Raw genomic sequence first — 23,126 nt, 5'->3', positions numbered from 1 at the left:
CAGCCTGTTCGTTGCAATGGATGGCCCAACATCGCCTTATCACCTTTCGTTTCTGGAGACCCTGGCTTCTTTCCATGAGCCTGCATCTTGTATTGTTCGCGTGGTTTAGCGAGTCATTACATCGCCCGGAGTCCGCCGACATCCACGGTGACATCATTCATGCCAGACTCATTAACGCTCCCCCAAGGCCACCTTCAACGGCCCGTAAGCCAAAGGGTCAAACGGAGGCTGAGAGTCAAGCCAGTGAGCCTGATAGTTCTTCGCCTACCAGTTCTCAGCCCGACAACAGCGCCAATACCAACAAAACAAAACGCCCGAACCAAAGTTATTCCGGGCCCGCGGCAAGCCCACCCACTATCCCGTCCCGAAAAACTGGGACTGAGGCCAAAACGCTCCCAACACACCAATCGCTTTATGAGCGAACCCGAAAAAGCATATCCCGGCTACAACAGCAGCAGGATCACGCCTTGTTTAGCCAGCACCGGGAGCAACGTCGCCGGCAACGGCTCCAGGAAATGGTACGTCCCATCGAACCTGAGATCCGAGCCAGGCAAAACCGGCAACCCGGCGAGATTCGATGGGAGATTAACTGTGATAAACAGATTGGTCAGGCGCTTAGCTTGTTAAGTCGTTTCACCGGCGGGAATTTGGATTGTAGCCAACCCAGCGATATTCAGCCCTTTATCAACCGGCGACTTAAAAAGCCGGAACAGAACTAACCGGGATGGTTAACCGCCAGTCGTATTGTCAACCCTGAACCACGCTGGCAGGGCTGATCGACCGCAGCCTGCAAAATACCTTGCCCGGCAAACAAACTCATCTTATCCCTGGCCCGGGTGATGCCCGTGTAGAGCAACTCGCGACTGAGAATTGGCGAGGGGGATTTCGGTAGACAGAGCACCGCATGGGAAAATTCCGAGCCCTGACTCTTATGGATGGTCATGGCATAGAGAGTATCATGAGCAGGCACACGGCTGGGCAGTGCGTTCTCGAAACCACCATCGGCACGTTGGAACCAGACTTTGATAAGGCCATCCTCATCCGGCATCACAATGCCCACATCGCCGTTAAAGCGGTTCAGGCGATAATTATTTTGCGTCACCATGACCGGCCGGCCGGTGTAAAAATCCTGCTGCGGTTTTATCCATCCCTGCTTGGCCAGATGCTGCTCAATGAGCAGGTTAAGCTGCTCCATACCCCAGGGACCTTTGCGGGTCGCGCACAAAACCTGGATTTGACTCAAAGCCTGAAAAGCAGTCCGAATATCCCGTCGCTGGCAGGCACGAAAATAGTCAGGATAAACCTCACCCAGAAGTTCGAGAAGCTGTTTCACCTGTGGATTTGAGTACCAGTGAATATCATCGTGGTTCTGAGTTAACACCTGACTTAACGTCTCGAACTGGCCGTCATTCACGGCCTGCGCTAGCTGGCTAATACCACTGTCAGCATCGAAGCGATGACTTTTGTGTAAGCGCACGAGGTGATTTTGCAGCAGACTCACCGGTTTTCGGGCCGCTTCAAGGTGATACCCGGTTACCGCCTGAATCATATGGATGGTGTCTCTATCAAACTGAGCGGCAGGGTTGTCGGTCATCCCATACCAGCTTTGACAGATATCGCCGAGTACTGAGCCCACTTCCACCGAGGCAAGCTGATGATGATCGCCCAGTAATATCAATCGACAGTGGCTCGGCAGCGCCTCTAATAACTTGGTCATCAACGGCAGATCCACCATTGAGGCTTCATCCAACACCAGGGTGTCCACCGGCAGCGGGTTGTCTTTATGATGACGAAAAGTCACCTTACCGGGTAAGGGGCCTAATAGCCGGTGCAGTGTATGGGCCTGTTCGGGCAGTGCCAACGCCATACTTTCGGGCAACCGCGCCTTAGCCGCGACCATGGACTCGGCCAACCGAGCAGCCGCCTTGCCGGTAGGCGCGGCCAGCGCAATGCGCTGCTCCTGCTTATCGGATAAGGCCTGAATCAGCGCCAGTAAACGACTGACCGTAGTCGTTTTGCCCGTGCCCGGCCCGCCGGTGATAATACTAAGCTGTCGGGTTGCCGCTACCAGCACCGCGATCCGCTGCCAATCAATGTGAGCCGGAGCCGCCTGCCCCTCAAACAACAAGGCGAGTTGCTCGCCCAATCTATCCATATCCAGCGAATAACGCCGCTTGGCCAACTGCTCCAGTCGCTGAGTTAAGACCACTTCATAATGCCAGTATCGCTGTAAATAAACGGCATCTTGCGCCAGCACCAGTGGCGTTTGCAGGCTCCCATCCAAAGGTTCATCCGCCGAGGCAATGGCATCACTGCCCTCGGCAACTAAAGCGTGGATTGAAGGAAAGTCGCCCATGCCCGGGCTTAGCTCTCGCGCCTGCCGCCAAAGCACCGCCAGATCATTAATGGACACGCATACCTGCTGACGCGCTAACTGGCGACTGACCAAAGCAGCAATGACTCCCAATGCCTGACCGGATTTTGCACTGTGTCGGGCGACAAAATCCCCCAGTCCCTGATCCAGAGGAGTCAGCCAACCGGCTTTAACCAGCGGAGCTAAAACTGAGTTCTCTAACATAAACTTAATTGCTCCACCTGAGGGGTTTGCCCGTCGAATAAGTCATCCAGAGCCAGGATCAATGCCTTGGGGGGCTGATAATGTAAGACACCGGAATCTTTCGTCTGACCGTCCATTCCCCGTAAAAACAGATACAGACTGCCGCCCATATGAGTATCAAAGTCGTAGCCGGGCCAGTAGACCTTCAGCCAGCGATGCAGCGCCAGCACGTACAGAATTGCCTGCAGATAATAATCGTGTTCCAACATAGCCTCGTGCAGCGCCTCTCCCTGATAATCGGCGAGAGTATCGCCTAGGTAGTTGGACTTATAGTCGGCCACAAAGCAGCGCCCCTCATGGACAACGGTAAGATCGATGTAGCCTTTTAACATGCCAGAGAGCCGCTCAAACTGATAGTTAGCGTTTAGCATGGGCTCGTGCTGATTCAAGACCCGGTTAAACTGACTGGCGCCCACCTGCTCCAGCGGCAGATAAAACTCCATTTCTGCTTTAAGCTGTCCGATCTCCGACAAGCTGACATTATCCAGCGCCCCGACAGGATGGCGCATCACCGACATTATCCAGTGACACAACATCCCGACCTGGCTTTCTACCTCCGCGGCCTCCGGTGACAGTGTATCAGCGCCTTCCTCTATCTGACTCAGCCATTTTGTCGGCAAGATAGCGTATTTTTTCGCCATCTTAAGCACTACATCCCGGATTCTACCGGGCTCACTCAGTGGCAGGCTATGCTCCAGAATATCATGCAAGAAAGAGCCCGCCTGAGCACCGCGCTGAAAGCTAAAAGGCGTGACTGACTCAGTCTCAGGAGTGGACAGGACCTTGTCTCTGCCTTCATCCAGTCCGGGCACCGGCGCTTCCTCCTGCGAATCTGGCTCATCGGCAACCTGAGTCTGGCTTAAAGCCGAGTAGCTGGTTACGCGCCACTGGCGCATCAAACTGCGACTTAACTGGGCACAGGCGAGCCCTTGCTGCTCGTCACTGTAAGCCCGGTAATAAGTCGGTTCTGCCTCTGGGTCCAATTCCAGGGGCAGATAATGCAGCGTGTCACCGTCAGCCAATTCCGTGAATCGCTGACTCAGGCAGGCATCATCCGGCTCATCACCGTCTTTTAATACCAGCTTGCCCACCGCCACTTGCTTGAGCACCGACTGTTTGCCACGGTGGGCAGGATTCCACACCCCCACAAAACAGGCTAAGGCGGCGCGGGTCAGCGCCACATAAAGCAGCCTCAACTGCTCCGCCAGCTGTTCGTACTCGGCCTGTTTCACACCCTCCGGCTCATCGTTTCCGGCCAGTTTCAACTGCCCAGTGGCATCATGATAAAAGGCCTCCCTGAGCGGTTGGCTATTGCAACTAAAGGGATAGAACACCACCGGGTATTCCAGCCCTTTGGAGCTGTGCACGGTAACGATTTGAACCAGGTTGGCATCGGTTTCCAGCCTTAACTGTTGAACATTATCCTGCGCTTCGGGAGCCTGCAGACGGTGCTGATACCAGCGCAACAATTGACTTTCTCCCTCTAGCTGTTGGCTTTGTTGTTGCAATAGCTCGCTGAGATGGCGCAAGTCGGTGATCCGCCGTACTCCGTCAGGGCGGGCCATCTGGCGCTCAAACGCCGATAAAAAATCCAGTGCCTGATTCAGAGCACTGGCAATGCCCTGTTGCCGCCAGACTCTGTGCCAACGGCCAAACTCCCACAGTAACTGTTGCCAACGCTGGTCATGGCTCAACCAGTGTTCAAACTCACTCGCGCTGAGGCCCACCAATTCAGTTAACAACGCGGCTTTCACTGCCTGTTCGTCACTGGGGTGTGCCAGTGCCTGTAACAAGTAAAATAATTCCAACGCCAGCGGGGTATCAAACACGCTCTCGCGGGATAAAAACACGCTGTCGATACCGACACGCTTGAAGGTTTGCGCCAGCACTTGCGCTTCGTTGCGGTTATTCACTAACACGCAGCAATCCCCCGGTGTCAGAGGGCTGCGCTGTCCCGAAGCATCCACAATAGCGGTTTGCCCGGTCTGTGCCTGATTCAGCAACCCGGCCAGAGTATTGGCGCACTGCTGGGCCACGGTAGGCGCCATAGCGCGAAAGGTAGATGCCGACGCTGTTTGCCAGTGCCAGAAGGTCATCCCCTCGCTACGCTGACCGTCGATTTCCAGCCAATGCTGCCGATTCTTAGCCTTTACCGGACTAAAGGGAATGTCCTTATCGAACAGAAAGCCGTACTGACTTTGTGAGAATAGTCGATTGACCCCTTCCACCAGCGACGGACGGCTGCGCCAGTTGCTATCCAGCGTATAGTGCTGGGCGGCATCCACCCAATGCTTGGCTTCAATGTAGGTATAGATATCGGCGCCGCGAAAACCGTAGATGGCCTGCTTGGGATCACCAATCAGGATCAGGCTGTTTTGGTGATTATCAGCCGGATAAATGCGACGGAAGATCTCAAACTGCACCGGATCAGTATCCTGAAACTCATCGATCATGGCTTTGGGGTATTGCTCACGGATCGCCGCAGCCAGTGCTTCGCCCTGTTCGGATATCAGTGCCTCACCCAATTGACTGAGCAGATCATCGGGACTGAGCAGTGCCTGGCGACGCTTGTCCCGGCGCAGCTGGTCACGCACTTCGGCTACGGCCTTTTCCAGAAGCTCTGCCTTTAAGCCCTGTAACCACTGCTGATGCAAGTGCAAAGCCTCATCCACCAGACTAAAGTCCAGCGAGGTTAAAACCTTACTGGCCTTTTTTTCCGCTTCATACACCTTCGCCGACTGCAACTGCTCAAAGCCGAGCTCTCCGTCGGGCAGCAAGGCATCAGACTGGCAATAGGCTGTGAAGGCTTCGATCAGTTCGGGACGGGCCAGCTTACGACCTTTCTTAAAATCGGCCTTGGCAAAATGCTCTGGCAGACGTTTATCCAGCCACCAGCGCTTGAGCTGACTGACGACGTCTTCTAATGTCCCTCTCACCTGTGAAGCCGTGGTCAGAGGCGCTTCCAACGTTATGGCTCGGGACAATAACGGCCCGATGGTCTTGGTAAGCTCTGCAGGCGTCGCCCAAATGGCCAGAATCTGCGTCAGGCTGTCCTTATCAGTAGGACTAATATGACGACGCCAGAAGTCATTCGCCGCGTGCTGCAACAGCTCTGATTCGTCGGTGATCAACTGTTGCTGATAGGCCGAACCACTTTCAAAGGCGTGCTGCACCAACATACGCTGGCAAAAACCGTGAATAGTATAAATACTGGCCTCATCCAGCTGTCGGGCCGCCAGTATGAGCCGCTGACAGGCCAGCGACTTATCCTCAACATCGGATAGAATCTCTCCCAACACACCATCCGTTTCTGACGCGAACAGGGCCTGGACCGCCTGCATGATAAGCTGGCGAATGCGATCTTTTAACTCGGCGGTGGCTGCGTTAGTAAAGGTCACTACCAGGATCTGATCCACAGTCCTGGCATCGCACTGATGCCCGAGCAGCAGTCTCAAATACAAATGCGCAATGGTAAAGGTCTTACCAGTGCCTGCACTGGCTTCGATGAGCGCCGAACGGTCAAGGGCAAACGCCGGAATATCAAGCGCCTTCATAGAATTCCTCCGCGGTCAGGCGCTGTCGCGCCGCCATTGCTGGCCCCCAAAGGGTTTCACTGTAATGACAGAACGCCTCCCAGACCTCGCTAAGTTCAGGAAAGCAACGCCCGATGTAAGGGTCGCTTCCTTCGGCGTAATGGCTGTCTTCGCTAAAGGCCTGCAAAACCCGTTGTGGGTCTTGTTTATCCAACCAGATATCGGCCAACCGCACTAAAAACGGCTGGGGTTGTGTCAACCCCATTCGACGGCAGTGCTCAAATGCCTCTAGCCAGCTTCGGGCCTGTTGCGTATCCGGAGCGTCAAACACACAAAGCTTATCCTCACTGCCAAGATAGATGCCATGATCCACAGCATGGCCGCTGGCACTGAGTAATAGCAGCTTTAACCACAACTCCAGTTCATGACCGGGCCGAACCTTGCCGGCTCGCCATAACACCAGCCGACGACCATAGATGTGGTGCTGTCGCCCACTGATTCGGCTCTCACCCAGTTTCAGGTCTAAATCCAGCTCCCGGGCCTTGATGTTGGCGGTAAGCACCGACAGGCGCTCTTTGATACGTTGCGCCTGGGTCTTGACAGGCTGCAACGCCAGCTCTCCCATATTGCCGGGAGGCAGCAACCCCTGAGCGGCAAAGTACGCCGCCGAATCAGGCCGTTCTTCCTCCACCAGTGACTGACGCAACTGATACTGCGTCAGTCCATCAAGAGCAAAGGGTTCCTCGTCTTCCTGCTGCTCCTGTAACTGGCCAAAGCGTACCTGCCAGCGCTGCTGAAAGAAGCCTTTACAGGGATTTTGTAAAAAGCCGATCCAGTCCTGGATATCCAGGCTGTCACTGTCTGGTAGGTCAGGTAATGGCGTATCGGCAAAAGCCTTAATAGTCAGCGAGCGGTGTTCATTTTCGGCCAGCGCCAGCCAGTGCTTTTGGTAGCTTTGCGGTGCATCAGGCTCAAAGCAGGTGCGGTCAAATGGCTGTAACGGGGCCTGACAACAGAGCTGCTCGCGCAGCGACACCCGACTATTGTCAGACCGATAAACCTGTTCACAGTAATCCAGCAGTTCACTGACGAGCACCGAAGGTAGCAAGTCACTGTTATCCCTTTGACTGCGACCGATATAACTGATGTATAGCGCCTCACGGGCCGATAGGATTGCTTCCAGAAACAGATATTTATCGTCCAGTCGCCGGGAGCGATCGCCTTTTCTGGGGGTTGCGAGTTGCATTAAGTCAAAGCCCATCGGCGTCACCTGACGCGGATAGTCGGCATCATTCATTCCTAACAGACACACCAGCTTGAAAGGCACCGCTCGCATGGGCATTAAGGTGCAAAAGTTTACCGCCCCGGCTAAGAAACGTTGTCCAACGCCTTTTTGCTCCAGCTCTTGTTCCAGTGCCAGCACAAAAACGCGCTGTTCCACTGCTTCGGCATACTGCCGGCCGTGCTCACTTACGCTGTCGATGGCTTGCTGAAGCTGTTGGATATAGGCCAGGTCGCCTTCATCCGGCCGGTAAAACCCGTTCAGCGCCTCCCTTGCCTGATTTGACTTGTGTGAAAGCGAATTGGACGCCAGACATTCGGCCTGCAGCCATTGTAAATGCTGCACAAACACCAGTAACTTACCCAGCGCCTGAGCACTTTGGCCTTCGATGTCCGCATAGGGGCTCAAATGAGAGGTCAACGACAGCGTGTCGCAGCTGGCAGCGTACCCTGCCAACAAACGCTCCAGCGCAAACAGCCAGGTATTTTGCAGCACCTCAGGTACTTGCCAACGCGCCTTATCCCTATCATCCAGGCCCCAGCGCGCGCCCGCATCAATCAGCCAGTAGCGACATAAATCAAATTCCGCCTCGCTGAGTTCAAAACGCCGTCGCACCGCAGGCACATCCAGAATGTCCATCACCTCGCTCAGGCCAAAGCGACTGTCCTGCAGGTTTAACAGGCTTAAGAAGCTGCTTATCAGCGGTGACTCTTCAGCCACATGACGATCGGAGATGCTATAAGGCAACGACAAAGGATCATCCTGACGACCAAACACCCCATGGATCAACGGCGCATACTGGGCCACATCGGGCATCATAACGATAATATCGCCGATATCGGCCGCAGGGTGAGTATCCAAAAAACGTAATATCTCATCGTGCAGCACTTCCAACTCGCGCTGGCGTGAGTGGCAGCTGACGAAGCTTAAGCTGCGGTCATCGCTGTCTACCGGTATTTTGCCCTGCTCATCGCACCACAAAGCTTCGGGGGCCAGGTCGGGCTCATCACGACAGGTAAGTTCGTCGATTTCATGCTGTAAGTGACTGAGCAAATGACTGGGTGGCACCCGTACAAAAGCCTCTAAAGGTTCGGGCTCCGCATCCAGCAGCATATCCTGAAAGTCCTGCCCCAATTTACCCCAGGAGGCTAACAAGGGATTACCCACATCCAGGTAGTCGGCGCGCTGCTGCTCGGATAATGCATCACTGACCCTAATGCGTGCACGGCGCTTTTCATCCACCAGGTCGCCCCAGTAATGGCAACTGGGGTTTAACCAGTAAACAAACACCTCGGTATGTTCAGACAGGGCCTGCAACACCTCCAACTGCTGTTTGGGCAAGGCGGAAATACCAAACACGGTAAGTGAGTCGGGTAAGTCTGAGGGCGGGTGATGCCGAAGTGCTTCCAACAACTGCTGATGTAAATTGGCCCGATGCCAGTGGGACTCCCCCAACTCACGGGTTTTATTCACTAGTGATCGCCACAGTATGGGCTGCCAGGGATGCTCGGTGACCTGGGTATCCTCAAGCCGATCCTGACCGCCTTCCCATGCCTGTATCCAATCGGGCCTGTAAACCAGGTACTGGTCAAACACGTCGGCCATTTTCAATGCCAGCCGGTAGCGTTTAACCGAGTCATTGTCCGCCAGGTAATCACGCACCGCAGCAAATTCAGGCTCACCGGATAACTCGGGCAACAACGCCATCAGCTTCCAGGTCATATTGTCTTTGGTAAACGCTGACTCATCGGGCAGATCGGGCAGACACTGCTGATACAGTTGCCAGATATAGCTGGAAGGTAAAGGGAAGCTCAGGTTAGCCGCGATCTTATGCCGCTCGGCGATGCGCAACTTCAGCCACTGCGCCATGCCCGGACTTTGTACCCAGACCGGACGCTCAGCAAAAACCCGCGTTAAGTCCACTGGCGCACGCAACTGCTCGCAGAGCTGTTCGGCCAACACTTCCATTTTATTGGACTGGATAAGGTGGAGCATGATTAAAGTCTGCTGAACATTTTCCGAAATAATATCACCGGACGATAAAAACGAATAGCACTCTAGACCACAACCCAGGCACCAAGCGATAAGCTAACTCACTGAGTTAAAATGTGATTTCCAGTTTGCTTTGGCTTCTTTATACTGTAAAGAGTGCGCGCTTTCGCTCTGAACCACACATAGGCAGAATATGAATACGGTACTTTCACTGATTGGCCGCGACCAGGCCCTGTTTCAGACTGATCTGGATTCCTTAGAACCTCTGCTCGCCGACCGAGTCGCTCAGGGGCGCTTCTTAATCGTGGGTGGTGCCGGCTCCATCGGTCAGGCAGTGGTGAAGGAGATCTTCCGTCGTCAGCCACAGAAACTGCATGTGGTGGACATCAGTGAAAATAATCTGGCGGAACTGGTACGCGATATTCGCAGTCGCTTCGGCTATATTGACGGCGATTTCGCCACCTTTGCGCTGGATTCTGGTAGCCTTGAATTTGAAGCCTTTTTTAATGCCGATGGTCACTACGATTATATTTTAAACTTGTCCGCCCTTAAGCATGTGCGCAGCGAAAAAGACCCCTTTACCCTAATGCGCATGGTGGATGTGAATATCTTTCACTCGCTGAGGCTGGCCGAACTCGCCGCCCAGGCTAAGGCTAAATACTTTTGCGTGTCCACCGATAAGGCTGCCAACCCGGTCAATATGATGGGTGCCTCGAAACGCATTATGGAGATGTTCTTACTGCAGCAAAGCAAGCACGTCTCAGTCTCAATGGCGCGCTTTGCTAATGTGGCCTTTTCCGACGGGTCATTGCTGCATAGCTTTAATCAGCGCCTGCTTAAGGAACAGCCGATTGTCGCACCAAATGATGTGCGCCGGTATTTTGTGACCCCGGAAGAGTCCGGTCAACTCTGTTTAATGGCCTGTTTATTAGGCAATAATGGCGATATCTTGTTTCCCAAACTCAGCGACAAACTCCATCTGATCACCTTTGCCGAAATAGCCGAAAAGTATCTTAAGCAGCGAGGGTTTCACCCCATACTCTGTAGCAGCGAAAGCGAGGCTCGGGAAAGAGTACAGGAACTTAAAGCTCAATCCTGCTGGCCCTGTTTATTTACCCGAAGTGATACCACCGGCGAAAAAGACTTTGAAGAGTTTTTTGTCGAGGGCGAACAGGTGGATGACAAACGCTTCGATAGCCTTGGGGTAGTGAAAAACAAGGCCTTTCAACAAGATGAAAACTTGGCCGCCTTTGAACACGGGGTCCGCCAGTTAAAGCAGCAAGGTCAATGGCAAAAAAGCGATATCCTTACCTTGTTCACTAGACTCTTGCCGAACTTCCATCACAAGGAGTTAGGCCGTTACCTGGATGAGAAGATGTAATGGATCCCATTCAACAACTGGTGGATTTTACACGCCACTATTACCAGACCAATGACTTTATCCCGCTGCACGCCCCTCAATTCGGCGATGCGGAAAAACAGGCGGTTATGGATACACTGGAGAGCACCTTTGTCTCCAGTGTGGGTCGTTATGTGGATGAGTTTGAGCAGCAGATAAGCCAGTTTACCGGCTCGGCCGGGGCCGTTGCCACTGTCAATGGTACGGCGGCCCTGCATGCCGCCCTTTACGCCAGTGGTGTTCGCCAAGGCGATATGGTCATTACCCAGGCGCTGAGTTTTGTGGCCACTGCCAATGTGATCCACCATATGGGTGCCACGCCAGCCTTTGTGGATATCAGTCCGTCGGGATTCGGGCTATGCCCAGATGCACTGGCGGCGTTTCTGGACGAACACGGCCAATTAAGAGACGGGGCTTGCTACCACAAAACCAGCCACCAGCGTATCGGCGCCGTGGTGCCTATGCATACCTTTGGCCATCCGGCGGATATGGACGGTTTGCTCAGGGTCTGCCAACAATGGCATATCCCCTTAGTGGAAGACGCCGCCGAAAGCCTGGGTTCTTGGTACCAAGGCCATCATACCGGCACTCTGGGTGATTTTGGCGCGCTCAGTTTTAATGGCAATAAGATTATTACCACCGGCGGTGGCGGCATGGTGCTCACTCGAACGGCCGGGGCGCAGCAGCAAGTCAAGCACCTCACCACTACCGCCAAGGTGCCCCATCCTTATGAGTTTTTCCACGACCAGGCCGGTTTTAACTACCGGATGCCGAACCTGAACGCCGCATTAGGCTGTGGCCAGATGACCCGCCTCAATGACTATCTCAAGGCAAAGCGGGCCTTGGCAGAGCATTACCAACAATTGTTTGCGGGCACTGAATATCAATTTATCCAGGAACCTGAAAACTGCCGCTCCAATTACTGGCTCAATGGCATTATCTGCCCCGATAAAGCCTGCCGGGATAAACTGTTAACGATAACTAATGATCAAGGGGTAATGACCCGGCCCGTATGGCAACTGATGCATCGACTACCCATGTATCAGGACTGTATCAGAGGAACGCTCCCTACCGCCGAACGGGCGGCAGAGCGCATCGTTAACCTGCCCTCCAGCCCACTGACAACAAAAGAGGCCTGACTATGAAGCGAATCTGCGTCTTTACTGGAACTAGGGCCGATTACGGCCTGCTCTACTGGCTGATGCAGGATATTCTTCACGACACAGAGTTAGAATTGCAGACTTTGGTGTCCGGCAGTCATTTATCGCCGGAGTTAGGCCTGACCTACCGCCAGATCGTGGCCGATGGCTTTAACATTGACGCTAAAGTCGACATGCTGCTTTCCGCCGACTCGGCAGTGGCGACTGCCAAAAGTATGGGACTGGGCGTGATGGGCTATGCCGACGCGCTGAGCCGTTTAGCACCCGATGCGTTGGTTATTCTGGGGGATCGCTATGAAGCCCTGGCCGCCGCACAAACGGCCTTGTTGCTTAATATTCCCATTATTCACTTACACGGCGGGGAAATCACCGAGGGGGCCTATGACGATGCCCTTCGCCATGCCATTACCAAGCTGAGTTACTTACACTTCACCTCCACCGAGCCCTACCGCCAACGGGTCATCCAGCTAGGCGAGGCCCCTGAGCGGGTATTCAATGCTGGGGCCATTGGTTTGGATCACCTAAGTAGAAGCCAATTAATGACCCGAGCGGAGCTGGCCCAATCCCTGGACTGGACGCTGCACCGCCCCTATTTTGTGGTCACCTACCATCCCGTCACCTGGGGTGATGAGGATGGCCCAACCAGCATGGCAGCATTATTAGCGGCCTTGGACTGCTTTCCTAAGCATCAGGTCATTCTTACTTATCCCAATGCAGATGAAGGAGGCCGGCAATTGCTGCCCCTGTTAGAAGACTATGCGGCGGCGCAAGGCGAAAGAGTCAAGCTTGTGCCGTCTTTAGGCCAGACTCGTTATCTCAGTGCCATCAAATACGCCGATGCGGTAATTGGTAACTCTTCCAGCGGCATTATTGAGGTGCCCGCTTTCAATGTAGGGACAGTGAATATCGGCGTTCGCCAACAAGGGCGACTGGCTGCGGACAGTGTATTGCATTGCCAGCCCGACCAAAGCAATATTCAAAAGGCCATACAAACCGCCATTCAAGAGCGCCCCCACTGGCAAGCTCAAGGTGTCGATAACCCCTATGGTAAAGGCAGCGCCAGTAAAGCCATCATTAAACAACTTAAGCTCTTGCCTAAAAAGCCGATAAAAACATTCCACGATCTAGTGATAGGTGATAAGTGAAAACCCTGATTATTGCCGAAGCCGGTGTCAATCATAACGGCGATGAACAACTCGCACGTGAGTTAGTCGATGTGGCCGCCCAGGCTGGGGCTGATATCGTAAAATTTCAGACCTTTAACGCCGATAACCTAACCACCCAAGACGCCAAGCAGGCCGACTATCAGGCTCAAAACATGGGACAACAGCAGTCTCAGTATCAGATGTTGAAAGCCCTGGAACTGCCTACTGAAGCCTTTCGCCGTTTGAAAGCCTACGCCGAAAGCCAGGGTATTGGATTTCTGTCAACGGCTTTCGAAAGTCAAAGCCTTAATTTTTTAACCTCTGAGTTAAAGCTGACCCGACTCAAGATCCCCTCAGGGGAACTCACCAACAGCCCATTTGTGCTTGAACATGCGCGTACCGGCTGCGATCTTATTGTTTCTACCGGCATGGCGACCCTGGCGGACATTGAGAGGGCGCTGCAGGTGATCGCCTTTGGCCTACTCAATAGCAGTGGCAATCCGACCGAAGCCTTGTTGCTACAAGCTTATTCAAGCCAACAAGGCCAGGAAGCCTTAAGACAAAAAGTCACCCTGCTACACTGCACCACAGAATATCCAGCGCCCATGGAACACATTAACCTCAATGCCATTAGTAGCATGAGACAAACCTTCGGACTGGCGTGTGGTTACTCCGATCATACTCTGGGCATCACAGTGCCTATCGCGGCAGCGGCCTTGGGCAGTGCTGTTATCGAAAAGCATTTTACACTGGATCCCAAGCTACCCGGGCCAGATCATAAAGCTTCGCTGCCGCCGGACGAACTGACCACCATGGTCAAAGCCATCAGGGAAGCGAATCAGGCCATGGGCGACGGTATCAAACGACCACTAGGCGATGAACTTAACAATGCAAAAGCGGCCAGAAAGAGCTTAGTGGCTAGCACCGATATTCATACGGGCGATGTTCTTGGTGAGCACAACCTCACCATTATGCGTCCCGGTGATGGCATTCCCGCTCATAGATACTGGGACTATCTGGGCCGCCAAGCACTAAAAGCCTACCGAGCCGGAGACTGTATCGATGAATAAGCCCTTGGTCTTGCTTGGGGCAGGCGGACACGCCAAGGTGGTGGCGGAATTATTAGCCGAGCTGTCTTTAGCGCCGGATTATATTATCAGCCCTGCTCCTCCCACATTCGAGTTTCAGGCCGTTCACTTGACCGATGATGACGCATTACACCAGTTCAAGCCTGACGAAGTTATATTAATCAACGGCCTGGGCGCCCTTCCCGGTCAGCCCCGTCGCTATCACCTGTTCGAACAGTTTACCGCTCAGGGCTATACCTTTATGACGCTGATTTCACCCCTTGCTCATGTATCGCCGTCCGCCCAGCTAGAGCAAGGCGTCCAGATAATGCATGGTGCAATCATTCAGGCCGCCGCCCACATAGGCCGCAATAGCATTATCAATACCGGTGCCATCGTTGAGCATGATTGTCATCTTGGTGCTCATAATCATATTGCCCCAGGCGTCACCTTAAGCGGCGAAGTAAAAACCGGTCATTATGTCCATATCGGTACCGGCGCCAATATCATTCAGCAATGCCACATTGGCGATAGAACCGTCATAGGCGCAGGGGCCACTGTAGTAAAATCGGTGACTGCCGATAAGAAAATGTACGCAGCAATGGGAACTGTCCGAGACCACGAGGAGTAGCTATGGCACAGCGTTGGCAACAGGCCCTGATTCATCCCTCGCAGAGTATTAGGGATGCCCTTCAATGTATGAATGATGAGGCATTGCGGCTGGTTATGGTGGTGGATGAACAACAACATCTGATCGGTGTTGTTACCGACGGAGATATCCGACGGGGATTGCTTGGCGATCTCACCCTGGACCATCCTGTCCAGGCGATAATGAATACCTCCCCCGCCACCGCGGCGGAAGGCACGTCCAAAGCATCCCTGGTTCGTTTGATGAAAAGCCGCAGTATCTTGTCGGTGCCCTTGGTTAAAGATGGCAAAGTCGTTGGGCTGGAAACACTGCAGCACGCGCTGGATAAGCAACGCTACCATAACCCAGTCTTCATTATGGCTGGCGGCTTAGGAACACGACTCCGGCCGCTTACCGACGAGTGCCCCAAACCCATGTTAAAGGTGGGCGACAAACCCATACTGGAAACCATATTACAAAGCTTTATCGATGCGGGCTTTAGCAATTTTTACATTTCCACCCACTATATGCCCGAGAAAATTCAGGACTACTTTGGCGATGGCAGTCGCTGGGGCGTTGATATTCATTATGTCCATGAGGCATCGCCACTGGGTACCGGGGGCGCTTTAGGGTTACTGCCGGACGACTTGCCCGATCTGCCCATTATTATGATCAATGGCGATATCTTGACTAAGGTGGATTTTGAGCGCCTGCTGAATTTTCATAATGACAGCCAGGCAACCGCTACCATGTGCGTACGCGAGTATGAGTATCAGATCCCCTATGGAGTAATAAATGGCCAGGGCATCGAGATTACCAGTATGGAAGAAAAGCCCATTCAACGGTTTTTTATCAATGCCGGGATTTATGTAGTTAGTCCTGAACTCGCGCGGTCAGTCCCAAAAAACCAGCCAGTGGACATGCCCTCTCTTCTGGATCAGCGAATGCAGCAACAAGAGAAAGTGGTCATGTTTCCCATCCATGAGTATTGGCTCGATATTGGCCGCATGGATGACTTCCATCGTGCCCAGGCGGATATTTATACCTTCGAACGGGAGTCAGTGTGAAGCGCGCGCTGGTTGTGGGGCTGGGTAACATCAGTCACCGCCATAGACGCAATATCAAAAGGCTCTATCCGGATGCCGCGGTAATGGCACTGTCGGCCTCGGGCCGCCAAGTGCTAGATGTTCCAGATGCGGATATCATTGGCCAAACTTTTGAGCAGGCGCTGGACTGGCAACCCGACTATGCCATTATCGCCTCTCCCGCCAGTAGCCATTTAGACTATGCTATCGCTCTCATTCAGGCGGGCACGGCATGTTTGATTGAAAAGCCGCTTTGCGCTAACCGCGACCAATTGGCGCGGCTAAACCAGTTTCCAGCAGATGCCAGAGTCGCCGTGGGCTACTGCCTTCGCCACTTGCCTGCCGCCCAATTGGTCAAGGAGCAACTAGACCAGCAAGCCCTGGGCAAGATCATCGGCTGCCAGATTAGTGCCGGTCAATATCTGCCGTTATGGCGTCCCACAGAACATGGTGACTCGGTATCCAGCCAGGCTCATCTGGGAGGCGGTGTATTGCTGGAGCTCAGCCATGAGTTAGATTATTTACAGTGGTTTTTTGGTCCCTGTGAGATCCAATCTGCCCTACTTCGGCATTCATCCCTATTAACGCTCGATGTGGAAGAAGTGGCCGATCTTAGTTTATTGAGCCAAGGCAATGTGGCCTGTCAGGTACACCTCGATTTCCTTCAGAATCCGGCCCAGCGCTATTGTTCCATCTTAGGGACACAGGGGCGCTTACACTGGGATCTTATCACTAACCAAATCCGGCATTGGAACGGCACTGAAACAGAGCGTGTTCTTTACCATCAACCGGAATATGATCGAAATGATATGTATCTTAAGCAACTAAAAGAGTTTGAAGCCATGACTCAGGGACGTCCCCATCAATGCGTTTCTCTGCAAGAAGCCGCAGCCACCATCCATTTGGTCGATAGCATCAAACAAAAAGCCCTATGGGGAGCACCAGTATGAGCAATTACGCCTTTATCTTCGCCCGCGGGGGCTCTAAAGGCTTACCCAGGAAGAACGTCAAGCCTTTGGCAGGCAAACCCTTGTTGGCCTATTCCATTGAATCCGCTTTGGCTTGCCCTGATATTGACAGGCTTTTTGTGTCCACCGAAGATGCCGAGATTAAACGCATTGCTCTGGGTTACGAGCAGGTGGAAGTGATCGAGCGGCCCGCTGAGCTGGCCAAAGACACCAGCGCCGAGTGGCTGGCCTGGCAACACGCAATAGGTTGGGTAAAAGAGCAATATGGGGCGTTTGATAATTTTATCAGCCTGCCGGTAACCAGCCCGCTTCGAAATACCCAGGATATTGTTCGGGCCATTTCCCAGCGACAACAGCAGGCTGCCGATATCTGCATCTCTGTTACCGCGTCCGATCGCAGCCCTTACTTTAATATGGTAACCCTGGACGACAACCAGAAATGCCAGCTCGTTATTCCCAGTGAAGGCCCGGTAACCCGCCGTCAGGATGTGCCCTCGGTGTATGACATTACCACTGTAGTCTATGCAGCCAAACCAAGCTTTATCGAGCACAACCATAGCTTGTTTTCCGGTACAGTAACGGCCATCCAAGTCCCCAAAGAGCGCGCCGTAGATATTGATGATATCTATGATTTTTATCTGGCCGAAGCCATCTTAAAACATCAGCAGGAGCCCGACCATGAAAGCAGGTGACAACCGTATTTTGCTCTTAGGCGCAGGCGGTCTATTAGGCACCGAGCTTGCCTGTCATCTGTCTCAAACAAGCTCGGCCCAACTATTATTGGTGGATAAAGACGTCCAGACCATGAAAAAGCGTCTGGCCAATAAAGGCATCGACTTAAACAGAGTGGAGTCCATTGAGTTAGATGTTACCAACGAGCAAGAGGTGAAACACTTCTTCGCGCAACAGGACTACTTAAACGGGGTCGTCAACTGCAGCTATCCCAGGAACCAGACGTATGGCCAGCACTTCTTCGACGTCGGCCTAAGTAGTTTTAACGACAATCATAACCTGCATTTGGGTTCCGCATTTTTAATCATGCAGCAGGCGGCCGCTTTATTTAAACGCCAGCAACGTCCTATGAGCGTGGTTAATATCGCCTCTATTTATGGCGTGACCGCGCCAGACTTTGATATTTATCAGGGTACAGCAATGACCATGCCCGTGGAGTACGCCTCCATCAAGGCGGCCATCCTGCATCTAAGTAAGTATGTGGTCAGTTATGTAAAAGACAGTGATTTTCGGGTGAACTGTGTCAGCCCTGGCGGGTTGGAAGACGGGCAGCCAGAAAGCTTTCTGCAAGCCTACAGAGCAAACACCCTGGGCACCGGAATGCTGCAGGCGGCAGACATCACCGGCGCCATTGAGTTTTTATTATCCGACCAGGCGCGTTATATCAATGGTCAGAATATTATCGTAGACGATGGGTTTAGCCTTTAGACGCGGCTCTGGCTTCTTCGTTCAAACGCTTCTGATACTGAGATACTTCCCAGGAATGGCCACACTTGGTTTTCCAGTTTATGGCAAAGTCGTCCCTCATTGCACGAATACATTCCTGCCAAACAGGGAAGCAAGCGTTGAAGTATTCCAAGCTTCGCTTTTCGTCTTTAAACAGATACAACATCGATATTAAAGGGCAATGGAAATACAAGAGTGTTCCTTTAATAATATGGAATAAGTGGCTATATTTGCTGCCCTGATAAGCGAAGACCACCCTCGACTGACGCTTCAAGATATCGTTGGCTTCTTGTCTGCTGGAGTAAGACTCTTCTCCAATACTAAGGAGGTAGTCACACAACGACGTAAACTCTTCAACACCCACACTTTGCTCTAAATCGTCCTCTTTCAGCTGAACGAAAAAACTCTGCTTTATCCGCTCAATAATAGTGTCCTTGGATTCTTTAGCCGGCAGGCATAACACATCTTCCTCCGTTAATGGGGTCGCTCCCTCAATCGCGGCTCCTTGGCCCACATTATAAACATCCAACGTCGATGCATCTTTCAGCAAGGAGGCCATTTGCTGACGCGCTATGGCCAAGAGTTTCGTTGCTTTTACGGTTCCCCCCAGGTTTCCAGGAAGCTCAAACTCTGCGTTGGTGTCCAAGTTGAACCGATCGCTGAAGTTCACATCTTTGTAAATACTGAACTGAGAATGACTGTCTCCGTCAGCTGGATAGCCATTATCAACCCCAAACAGGTAGATCTCTTGAAAGCCCATCATATAAGCAAAGGATAGCGCAGTGTTCGCGACTAACGGCGCAGCGTTAGGCAAGGAGGCCATTAACGCCCCCGACTCTCTCAGATATTGCTGCTGAATAAAGACGGTCGCCGCTTCCGGTCCTTTAAGGCCTAATCCAGCCCACTCGTATTTATCCAACACGTCTGGATAAATGACATCCACAGCAAGCAGATTGGTCTTGGCAACGATATCTTCAGGCAGAGTGTCACAAACCACATCGTAAGTGATTTTCGGGCGCTCTACCAAGACATGGAAATCTGGCTGAATTCCCAGTTTTAGCAACGACTGAAACGCTGATCCCGCAGCCAGAATTATTGCTTCGTTGGCGTTTTCCTTAATAACAGACGCCGCTTGATCGAGTGACGGGCCATTACCAATAATAAACACAGGAATATCAGAAAGGACGCGACGGTTTACTCTGGTTCGTAGTAGAAAGTTAGCTGGCTTTTCAACATTACGAATGCCGTGCGCTAACCCTGTCAGCGCGTCGTTATAAAAACCGTAGCCAAACTGCACCTGATAAAAGTTGTTAAAGAATTCCTTGATCAACTTATTAACTTCGTCCACCGGCGTATGCTGGTAGCAAAAGCTACTGATCAGAGAAAACGCTCCAATTTTCTGATACGTCGTTCTCAGAACATTAAAAAATGTTTCATAGGGAATGCCAACCTGAATGAATAAACAGCCGGACTCAACATCGACCTTCTCCATCAAACTACACCAGTCTGTGCAATACAAGCTTGCATAGAAGGTTTCAAAGTCAGGTTCACAAAGGAAAATATAATCGAACTGATGCTGCTCAAAGAGTATCGGCAAGTGATACCCAAGCCCAATTCCGAAGACAATACACGTCGGATAGTGCTCAGGTAATTTATCTAACTTAGGTTCATTTTTATGATCAAATTGATTTATCGCCTCAGCTAACTTGCACATATATCGCATATGCAAGCGTTCATCTGTCTTGGTGGCCTCATCCGGCTTACCGTACAAGGAAGACCGACCGAATACTGGGTTGGCGACGTTTCGTTCAACTTGTCTTCTTGACTGGGCTATCGGTTCTTCAGAATAAATGGGAACAGACTGGCCTTTGGGAATATAGTTGCCTTCCCCGGTAGGAGTCACAAAGACCCGAAAGTCATCGCTCGGAGTGTAGCTGCAAATGGACTCATAAATTTCAGGGAAGAAACGCTTGAAGGCAAGTAAGTTATTATCGAATCGCCGCTGAGATTCCTGTTCAAAGGCTCGTTGTTGCTCTTGTTGAGCCTTAGCTTTATCAAGCCTCTTTTCCAGCTCAGCCAACTCTTTTTTTAGTTCATCCATCAATCTTTCCGATAGTGCTTACCTTTATTAAGAGCACTATTCTTATTAAAAGGGGCCAGAATATCAACAAGACGCGCGGCTTCTTTCTCTAAGTTTTCGGTGTTGTCTCGGAGACGAAGCGCCAACTCGTTCAGGTAAGCGCGATCATGTTCAGACAGAGAAGCTAGGTATTCGGTGGAAAGGCTACGTAAAGAACTATCCAGCTGGCGAAATTCCACCAACGCGTTCGAGAAATCCTTATTTTCAAGATACTCCTCAAAGCGTTGGCGTTGCTGTTTTATTTGGTCAATATCAACCACCGGACGCCACTGCCCGTTGCTCCATCTGTTGGAACGCTTGCTCACGGCTTTCTTTCGGAATCTGATCCCAGGCGTCTTTAATTCCTGAGAAAAGCTCGATTACTTCATCAATAGCTGCAGTGTCATTATTGACGGATGCATCCAATAAACGCTCTGACATATAGGCGTACAGAGAAGCCAAATTCTCTGACATTTCTCCGCCCACCTCCATGTTAAGACTTAAACGCAAAGAGTCTATGATGCTCGTGGCTTTCGACAAGAACCGGCTCTTATTCTCGAGATCCTTCTGCTCAATATTAATCTTGGCAATCTTCATAGACTCAAGAGCACCATTCATTAGCATTTGAGTAATCTCATAAGGATCTGCACCGGCGAGCCGTGTTTTTAATGCCTCTTTCTGATAGTGCTTAACCTTCGTATTCATAACCATACCTCTTAATACTCTGTTCTATTAACTAATTCTTATTGGATGTAAAGCCCGGAAGAGAGGCCAGTTGTCCCATAAGATAGTCACCGGAACTGCGCATACTCGCAATCAACGTATCCAAAGAGGCGTACTTGTCTCTAAGGCTGGATTCTAACTGCTGCATTTGATACCGATGGTCGAGTCTATCGTCAGTGAGATCATCCAGTTCTTCATTCAGGTAATCTTGTCTGTCTTTGAGAACCCCACCTGTCTCAACATAAGTAGACAAAATATTATTAAAGGTCTCTGATATACCACCAGGATTAGTAAACAATTTACCAACATCCGCAAAGTTATTGTCTAAAGCTTCGCTTAAGCTAGTAATGACATTGGATGTATCCAGCTTCATGCTTTCATTCAGCTCGAGACCTGCATCAAACATTGTTTTAAAATCACCGGCACCAGACACCTCTGTTGACAATGCGCCAATCAATTGGTCTTTGATTGAGCGAATAGTTGCATCACCAAAAAGCGGTGAATTTACAGAAGATGATTGCTGGTTGAGCATATCTATGGTGTTGTTGAACGCCTTAACAAAGTCGTTCACTTTCTTGGTTACACCCTCTTTATCGTAATCAACTGTCGCTTTGGCCACTTCACCAGATACACTTTCCCGTTTAGCGGTAATCGTTAAGTCCTGGACCGCATCTGTAAAGGTATTGGTGGCATTTGTAATCTGGATACCATCTACTTCGATAATGGCATCCTGAGCTTGATCTTCGGCGGCAATTGCTAGGCCCCCTGCACCCCCGCCGTTTGCAACCGTAGAAAGTCTGTCAAGCTCAGCATTGTCGTTAGTGATAGTTAAATCATTACCCGCACCGGTTTCGTTAGACTCGATCACCAACAAGCTTTCAGAACCAGTATTTACAATATTGGCAGACACACCGAAATTGGTATCGGAGTTATTTATCGCTTGTCTTATGTCTTCCAAAGTGGCGTTGGCATCGATGGCAACATCGAATGACTTGCCTCCTGCGGCAAACGATAAAGTACTGGCAGAAGTAGTAATAACTTCGTCAGCAGATGAGAAAGTATTGGCCGGATTCGATGTGTCAGTTACCGCGCGACTGCCTTGGGCAATCTGTACAACACCAATGTCAAAGTTGCCGGGTGTCGCGGTTTCTGCTGCTTTAACATCAACCAAGTCACCTAAAGTATCTGCATTATCTGGTTGCCTGGTAGTAGCAACTCGTTGATTGAATTTGTCCGCACTAAGCAAGTCCTCAACCGTTTCTTGCAACTTGGACATGACCGACTTAATGGCACCAATGCCTGTCAACTGCACGTTTAGCTCAGACTCGCGCTGGGCAAACTTTTGCAGTTTAGGCTGATTCTTCGCCTGTAGTGTGGCAGAAATGATCGACTCTAGGTCAAGCCCGGAACCAACTCCTGCATTGGTAATTGTCGGCATAGTACCTCCGTAATTGGCCTACTGCTTACGACTTTTCATCGAACAGTATACCAGAACCTCTATTTAGATTATCGGCGATCTCACTCAGAGCTTGAGCAATTTCTCTCAATTCTTTTGGCGGTATTTCTCTTATCACCTCACCGCTATCTTTATCAACAACCTTGACCACGGGCGGGTCGTTGGCGTCATCGAATTCAAATACGAGACTGGTGGATTTGAGCGGGAATTGCTCATTCAACGAAGTTAATTGTTCAATAACAGACTCTTTATCATCTGAGGACGACGACGCTGACTGCTCTGAAGGCACGGGTTCGCTATCGCGGCGCTGAGATTTACTGGCCGTCTCTTGCGTACCTTGGGACACCTCAAGTACTGTTCGCTTTTCTGCTCCATCACCTGAATACGCTCCCTCTCCAATCTTAGGTGAATAGCTGACAAAATCCGGAATATTGCTGACTGACATATATCCTCCTACCACTTGGCTTAAGAGGAGGTACCGAAGCCGGTACCTC

18 protein-coding genes are annotated in these 23,126 nt (G+C 51.6%); 10 read left to right on the top strand and 8 right to left on the bottom strand.

The window, feature by feature from the left end:
- Positions 1 to 74 precede the first annotated feature (74 nt).
- Entirely contained in the window at positions 75 to 719 is a 645-nt protein-coding gene (locus tag HMF8227_RS05740; protein ID WP_109339262.1) for a hypothetical protein, read from the top strand.
- Here the strand turns inward: HMF8227_RS05740 and recD are convergent.
- From recD to recC, 3 genes are read right to left on the bottom strand one after another with little or no spacing between them, the layout of a single operon-like run.
- Entirely contained in the window at positions 716 to 2,578 is a 1,863-nt protein-coding gene (gene recD, locus HMF8227_RS05735) for an exodeoxyribonuclease V subunit alpha (RefSeq protein ID WP_109339261.1), read from the bottom strand. The two genes, HMF8227_RS05740 and recD, sit on opposite strands and share 4 nt — an antisense overlap.
- On the bottom strand, positions 2,572 to 6,171 hold the full coding sequence (gene recB, locus HMF8227_RS05730; protein ID WP_109339260.1) for an exodeoxyribonuclease V subunit beta: 3,600 nt from the start codon (positions 6,169 to 6,171) through the stop codon (positions 2,572 to 2,574). Before recB ends, recD begins: the two co-directional genes overlap by 7 nt.
- Entirely contained in the window at positions 6,158 to 9,427 is a 3,270-nt protein-coding gene (gene recC / locus HMF8227_RS05725; protein ID WP_109339259.1) for an exodeoxyribonuclease V subunit gamma, read from the bottom strand. Before recC ends, recB begins: the two co-directional genes overlap by 14 nt.
- Before the next feature lie 190 nt (positions 9,428 to 9,617).
- Here recC and HMF8227_RS05720 point away from each other — a divergent pair, with 190 nt between their 5' ends.
- From HMF8227_RS05720 to HMF8227_RS05680, 9 genes are read left to right on the top strand one after another with little or no spacing between them, the layout of a single operon-like run.
- The gene (locus HMF8227_RS05720; protein WP_109339258.1) at positions 9,618 to 10,805 is read left to right on the top strand and encodes a UDP-N-acetylglucosamine 4,6-dehydratase; all 1,188 of its coding nucleotides are present in this window, start codon (positions 9,618 to 9,620) and stop codon (positions 10,803 to 10,805) included.
- Positions 10,805 to 11,962, top strand: a complete 1,158-nt coding sequence (locus HMF8227_RS05715; protein ID WP_109339257.1) for a LegC family aminotransferase — start codon at positions 10,805 to 10,807, stop codon at positions 11,960 to 11,962. Before HMF8227_RS05720 ends, HMF8227_RS05715 begins: the two co-directional genes overlap by 1 nt.
- A gap of 2 nt (positions 11,963 to 11,964) precedes the next feature.
- A complete protein-coding gene (gene neuC, locus HMF8227_RS05710) occupies positions 11,965 to 13,128 on the top strand; it encodes a UDP-N-acetylglucosamine 2-epimerase (protein ID WP_109339256.1) in 1,164 nt (387 codons plus the stop codon).
- Positions 13,125 to 14,198, top strand: coding sequence for an N-acetylneuraminate synthase (gene neuB / locus HMF8227_RS05705; protein ID WP_109339255.1), 1,074 nt, complete (start codon positions 13,125 to 13,127; stop codon positions 14,196 to 14,198). The genes neuC and neuB overlap by 4 nt, the downstream gene beginning before the upstream one ends.
- Positions 14,191 to 14,826 (top strand): acetyltransferase, encoded by a 636-nt coding sequence (locus HMF8227_RS05700; RefSeq protein ID WP_109339254.1) that lies wholly within the window; start codon positions 14,191 to 14,193, stop codon positions 14,824 to 14,826. The genes neuB and HMF8227_RS05700 overlap by 8 nt, the downstream gene beginning before the upstream one ends.
- A 2-nt stretch (positions 14,827 to 14,828) precedes the next feature.
- A complete protein-coding gene (locus HMF8227_RS05695) occupies positions 14,829 to 15,890 on the top strand; it encodes a nucleotidyltransferase family protein (protein WP_109339253.1) in 1,062 nt (353 codons plus the stop codon).
- The gene (locus HMF8227_RS05690; protein WP_109339252.1) at positions 15,887 to 16,858 is read left to right on the top strand and encodes a Gfo/Idh/MocA family protein; all 972 of its coding nucleotides are present in this window, start codon (positions 15,887 to 15,889) and stop codon (positions 16,856 to 16,858) included. Before HMF8227_RS05695 ends, HMF8227_RS05690 begins: the two co-directional genes overlap by 4 nt.
- The gene (locus HMF8227_RS05685; protein WP_109339251.1) at positions 16,855 to 17,568 is read left to right on the top strand and encodes an acylneuraminate cytidylyltransferase family protein; all 714 of its coding nucleotides are present in this window, start codon (positions 16,855 to 16,857) and stop codon (positions 17,566 to 17,568) included. The genes HMF8227_RS05690 and HMF8227_RS05685 overlap by 4 nt, the downstream gene beginning before the upstream one ends.
- Positions 17,555 to 18,316: an oxidoreductase gene (locus tag HMF8227_RS05680; RefSeq protein ID WP_109339250.1), complete on the top strand. Its 762-nt coding sequence runs from the start codon at positions 17,555 to 17,557 to the stop codon at positions 18,314 to 18,316. The genes HMF8227_RS05685 and HMF8227_RS05680 overlap by 14 nt, the downstream gene beginning before the upstream one ends.
- Here the strand turns inward: HMF8227_RS05680 and HMF8227_RS05675 are convergent.
- Genes HMF8227_RS05675 through HMF8227_RS05655 form a run of 5 tightly spaced genes read right to left on the bottom strand, consistent with a single transcriptional unit; the run spans position 18,306 to position 23,077 of the window.
- Positions 18,306 to 20,435: a motility associated factor glycosyltransferase family protein gene (locus tag HMF8227_RS05675; protein WP_109339249.1), complete on the bottom strand. Its 2,130-nt coding sequence runs from the start codon at positions 20,433 to 20,435 to the stop codon at positions 18,306 to 18,308. The two genes, HMF8227_RS05680 and HMF8227_RS05675, sit on opposite strands and share 11 nt — an antisense overlap.
- The gene (locus tag HMF8227_RS05670; RefSeq protein ID WP_109339248.1) at positions 20,435 to 20,734 is read right to left on the bottom strand and encodes a hypothetical protein; all 300 of its coding nucleotides are present in this window, start codon (positions 20,732 to 20,734) and stop codon (positions 20,435 to 20,437) included. The genes HMF8227_RS05675 and HMF8227_RS05670 overlap by 1 nt, the downstream gene beginning before the upstream one ends.
- The gene (fliS, locus tag HMF8227_RS05665; protein ID WP_109339247.1) at positions 20,727 to 21,158 is read right to left on the bottom strand and encodes a flagellar export chaperone FliS; all 432 of its coding nucleotides are present in this window, start codon (positions 21,156 to 21,158) and stop codon (positions 20,727 to 20,729) included. The genes HMF8227_RS05670 and fliS overlap by 8 nt, the downstream gene beginning before the upstream one ends.
- A 31-nt stretch (positions 21,159 to 21,189) precedes the next feature.
- A complete protein-coding gene (gene fliD, locus HMF8227_RS05660; protein ID WP_109339246.1) occupies positions 21,190 to 22,614 on the bottom strand; it encodes a flagellar filament capping protein FliD in 1,425 nt (474 codons plus the stop codon).
- Positions 22,615 to 22,639: 25 nt separating this feature from the next.
- Positions 22,640 to 23,077, bottom strand: coding sequence for a flagellar protein FlaG (locus HMF8227_RS05655; protein ID WP_109339245.1), 438 nt, complete (start codon positions 23,075 to 23,077; stop codon positions 22,640 to 22,642).
- Between the last annotated feature and the right edge of the window lie 49 nt (positions 23,078 to 23,126).

Source organism: Saliniradius amylolyticus (genome assembly GCF_003143555.1).
In the GTDB taxonomy this organism is placed as follows: domain Bacteria; phylum Pseudomonadota; class Gammaproteobacteria; order Enterobacterales; family Alteromonadaceae; genus Saliniradius; species Saliniradius amylolyticus.
Note: the sequence above shows the minus strand (reverse complement) of the source record. Positions and strands in the feature narration are given on the sequence as shown.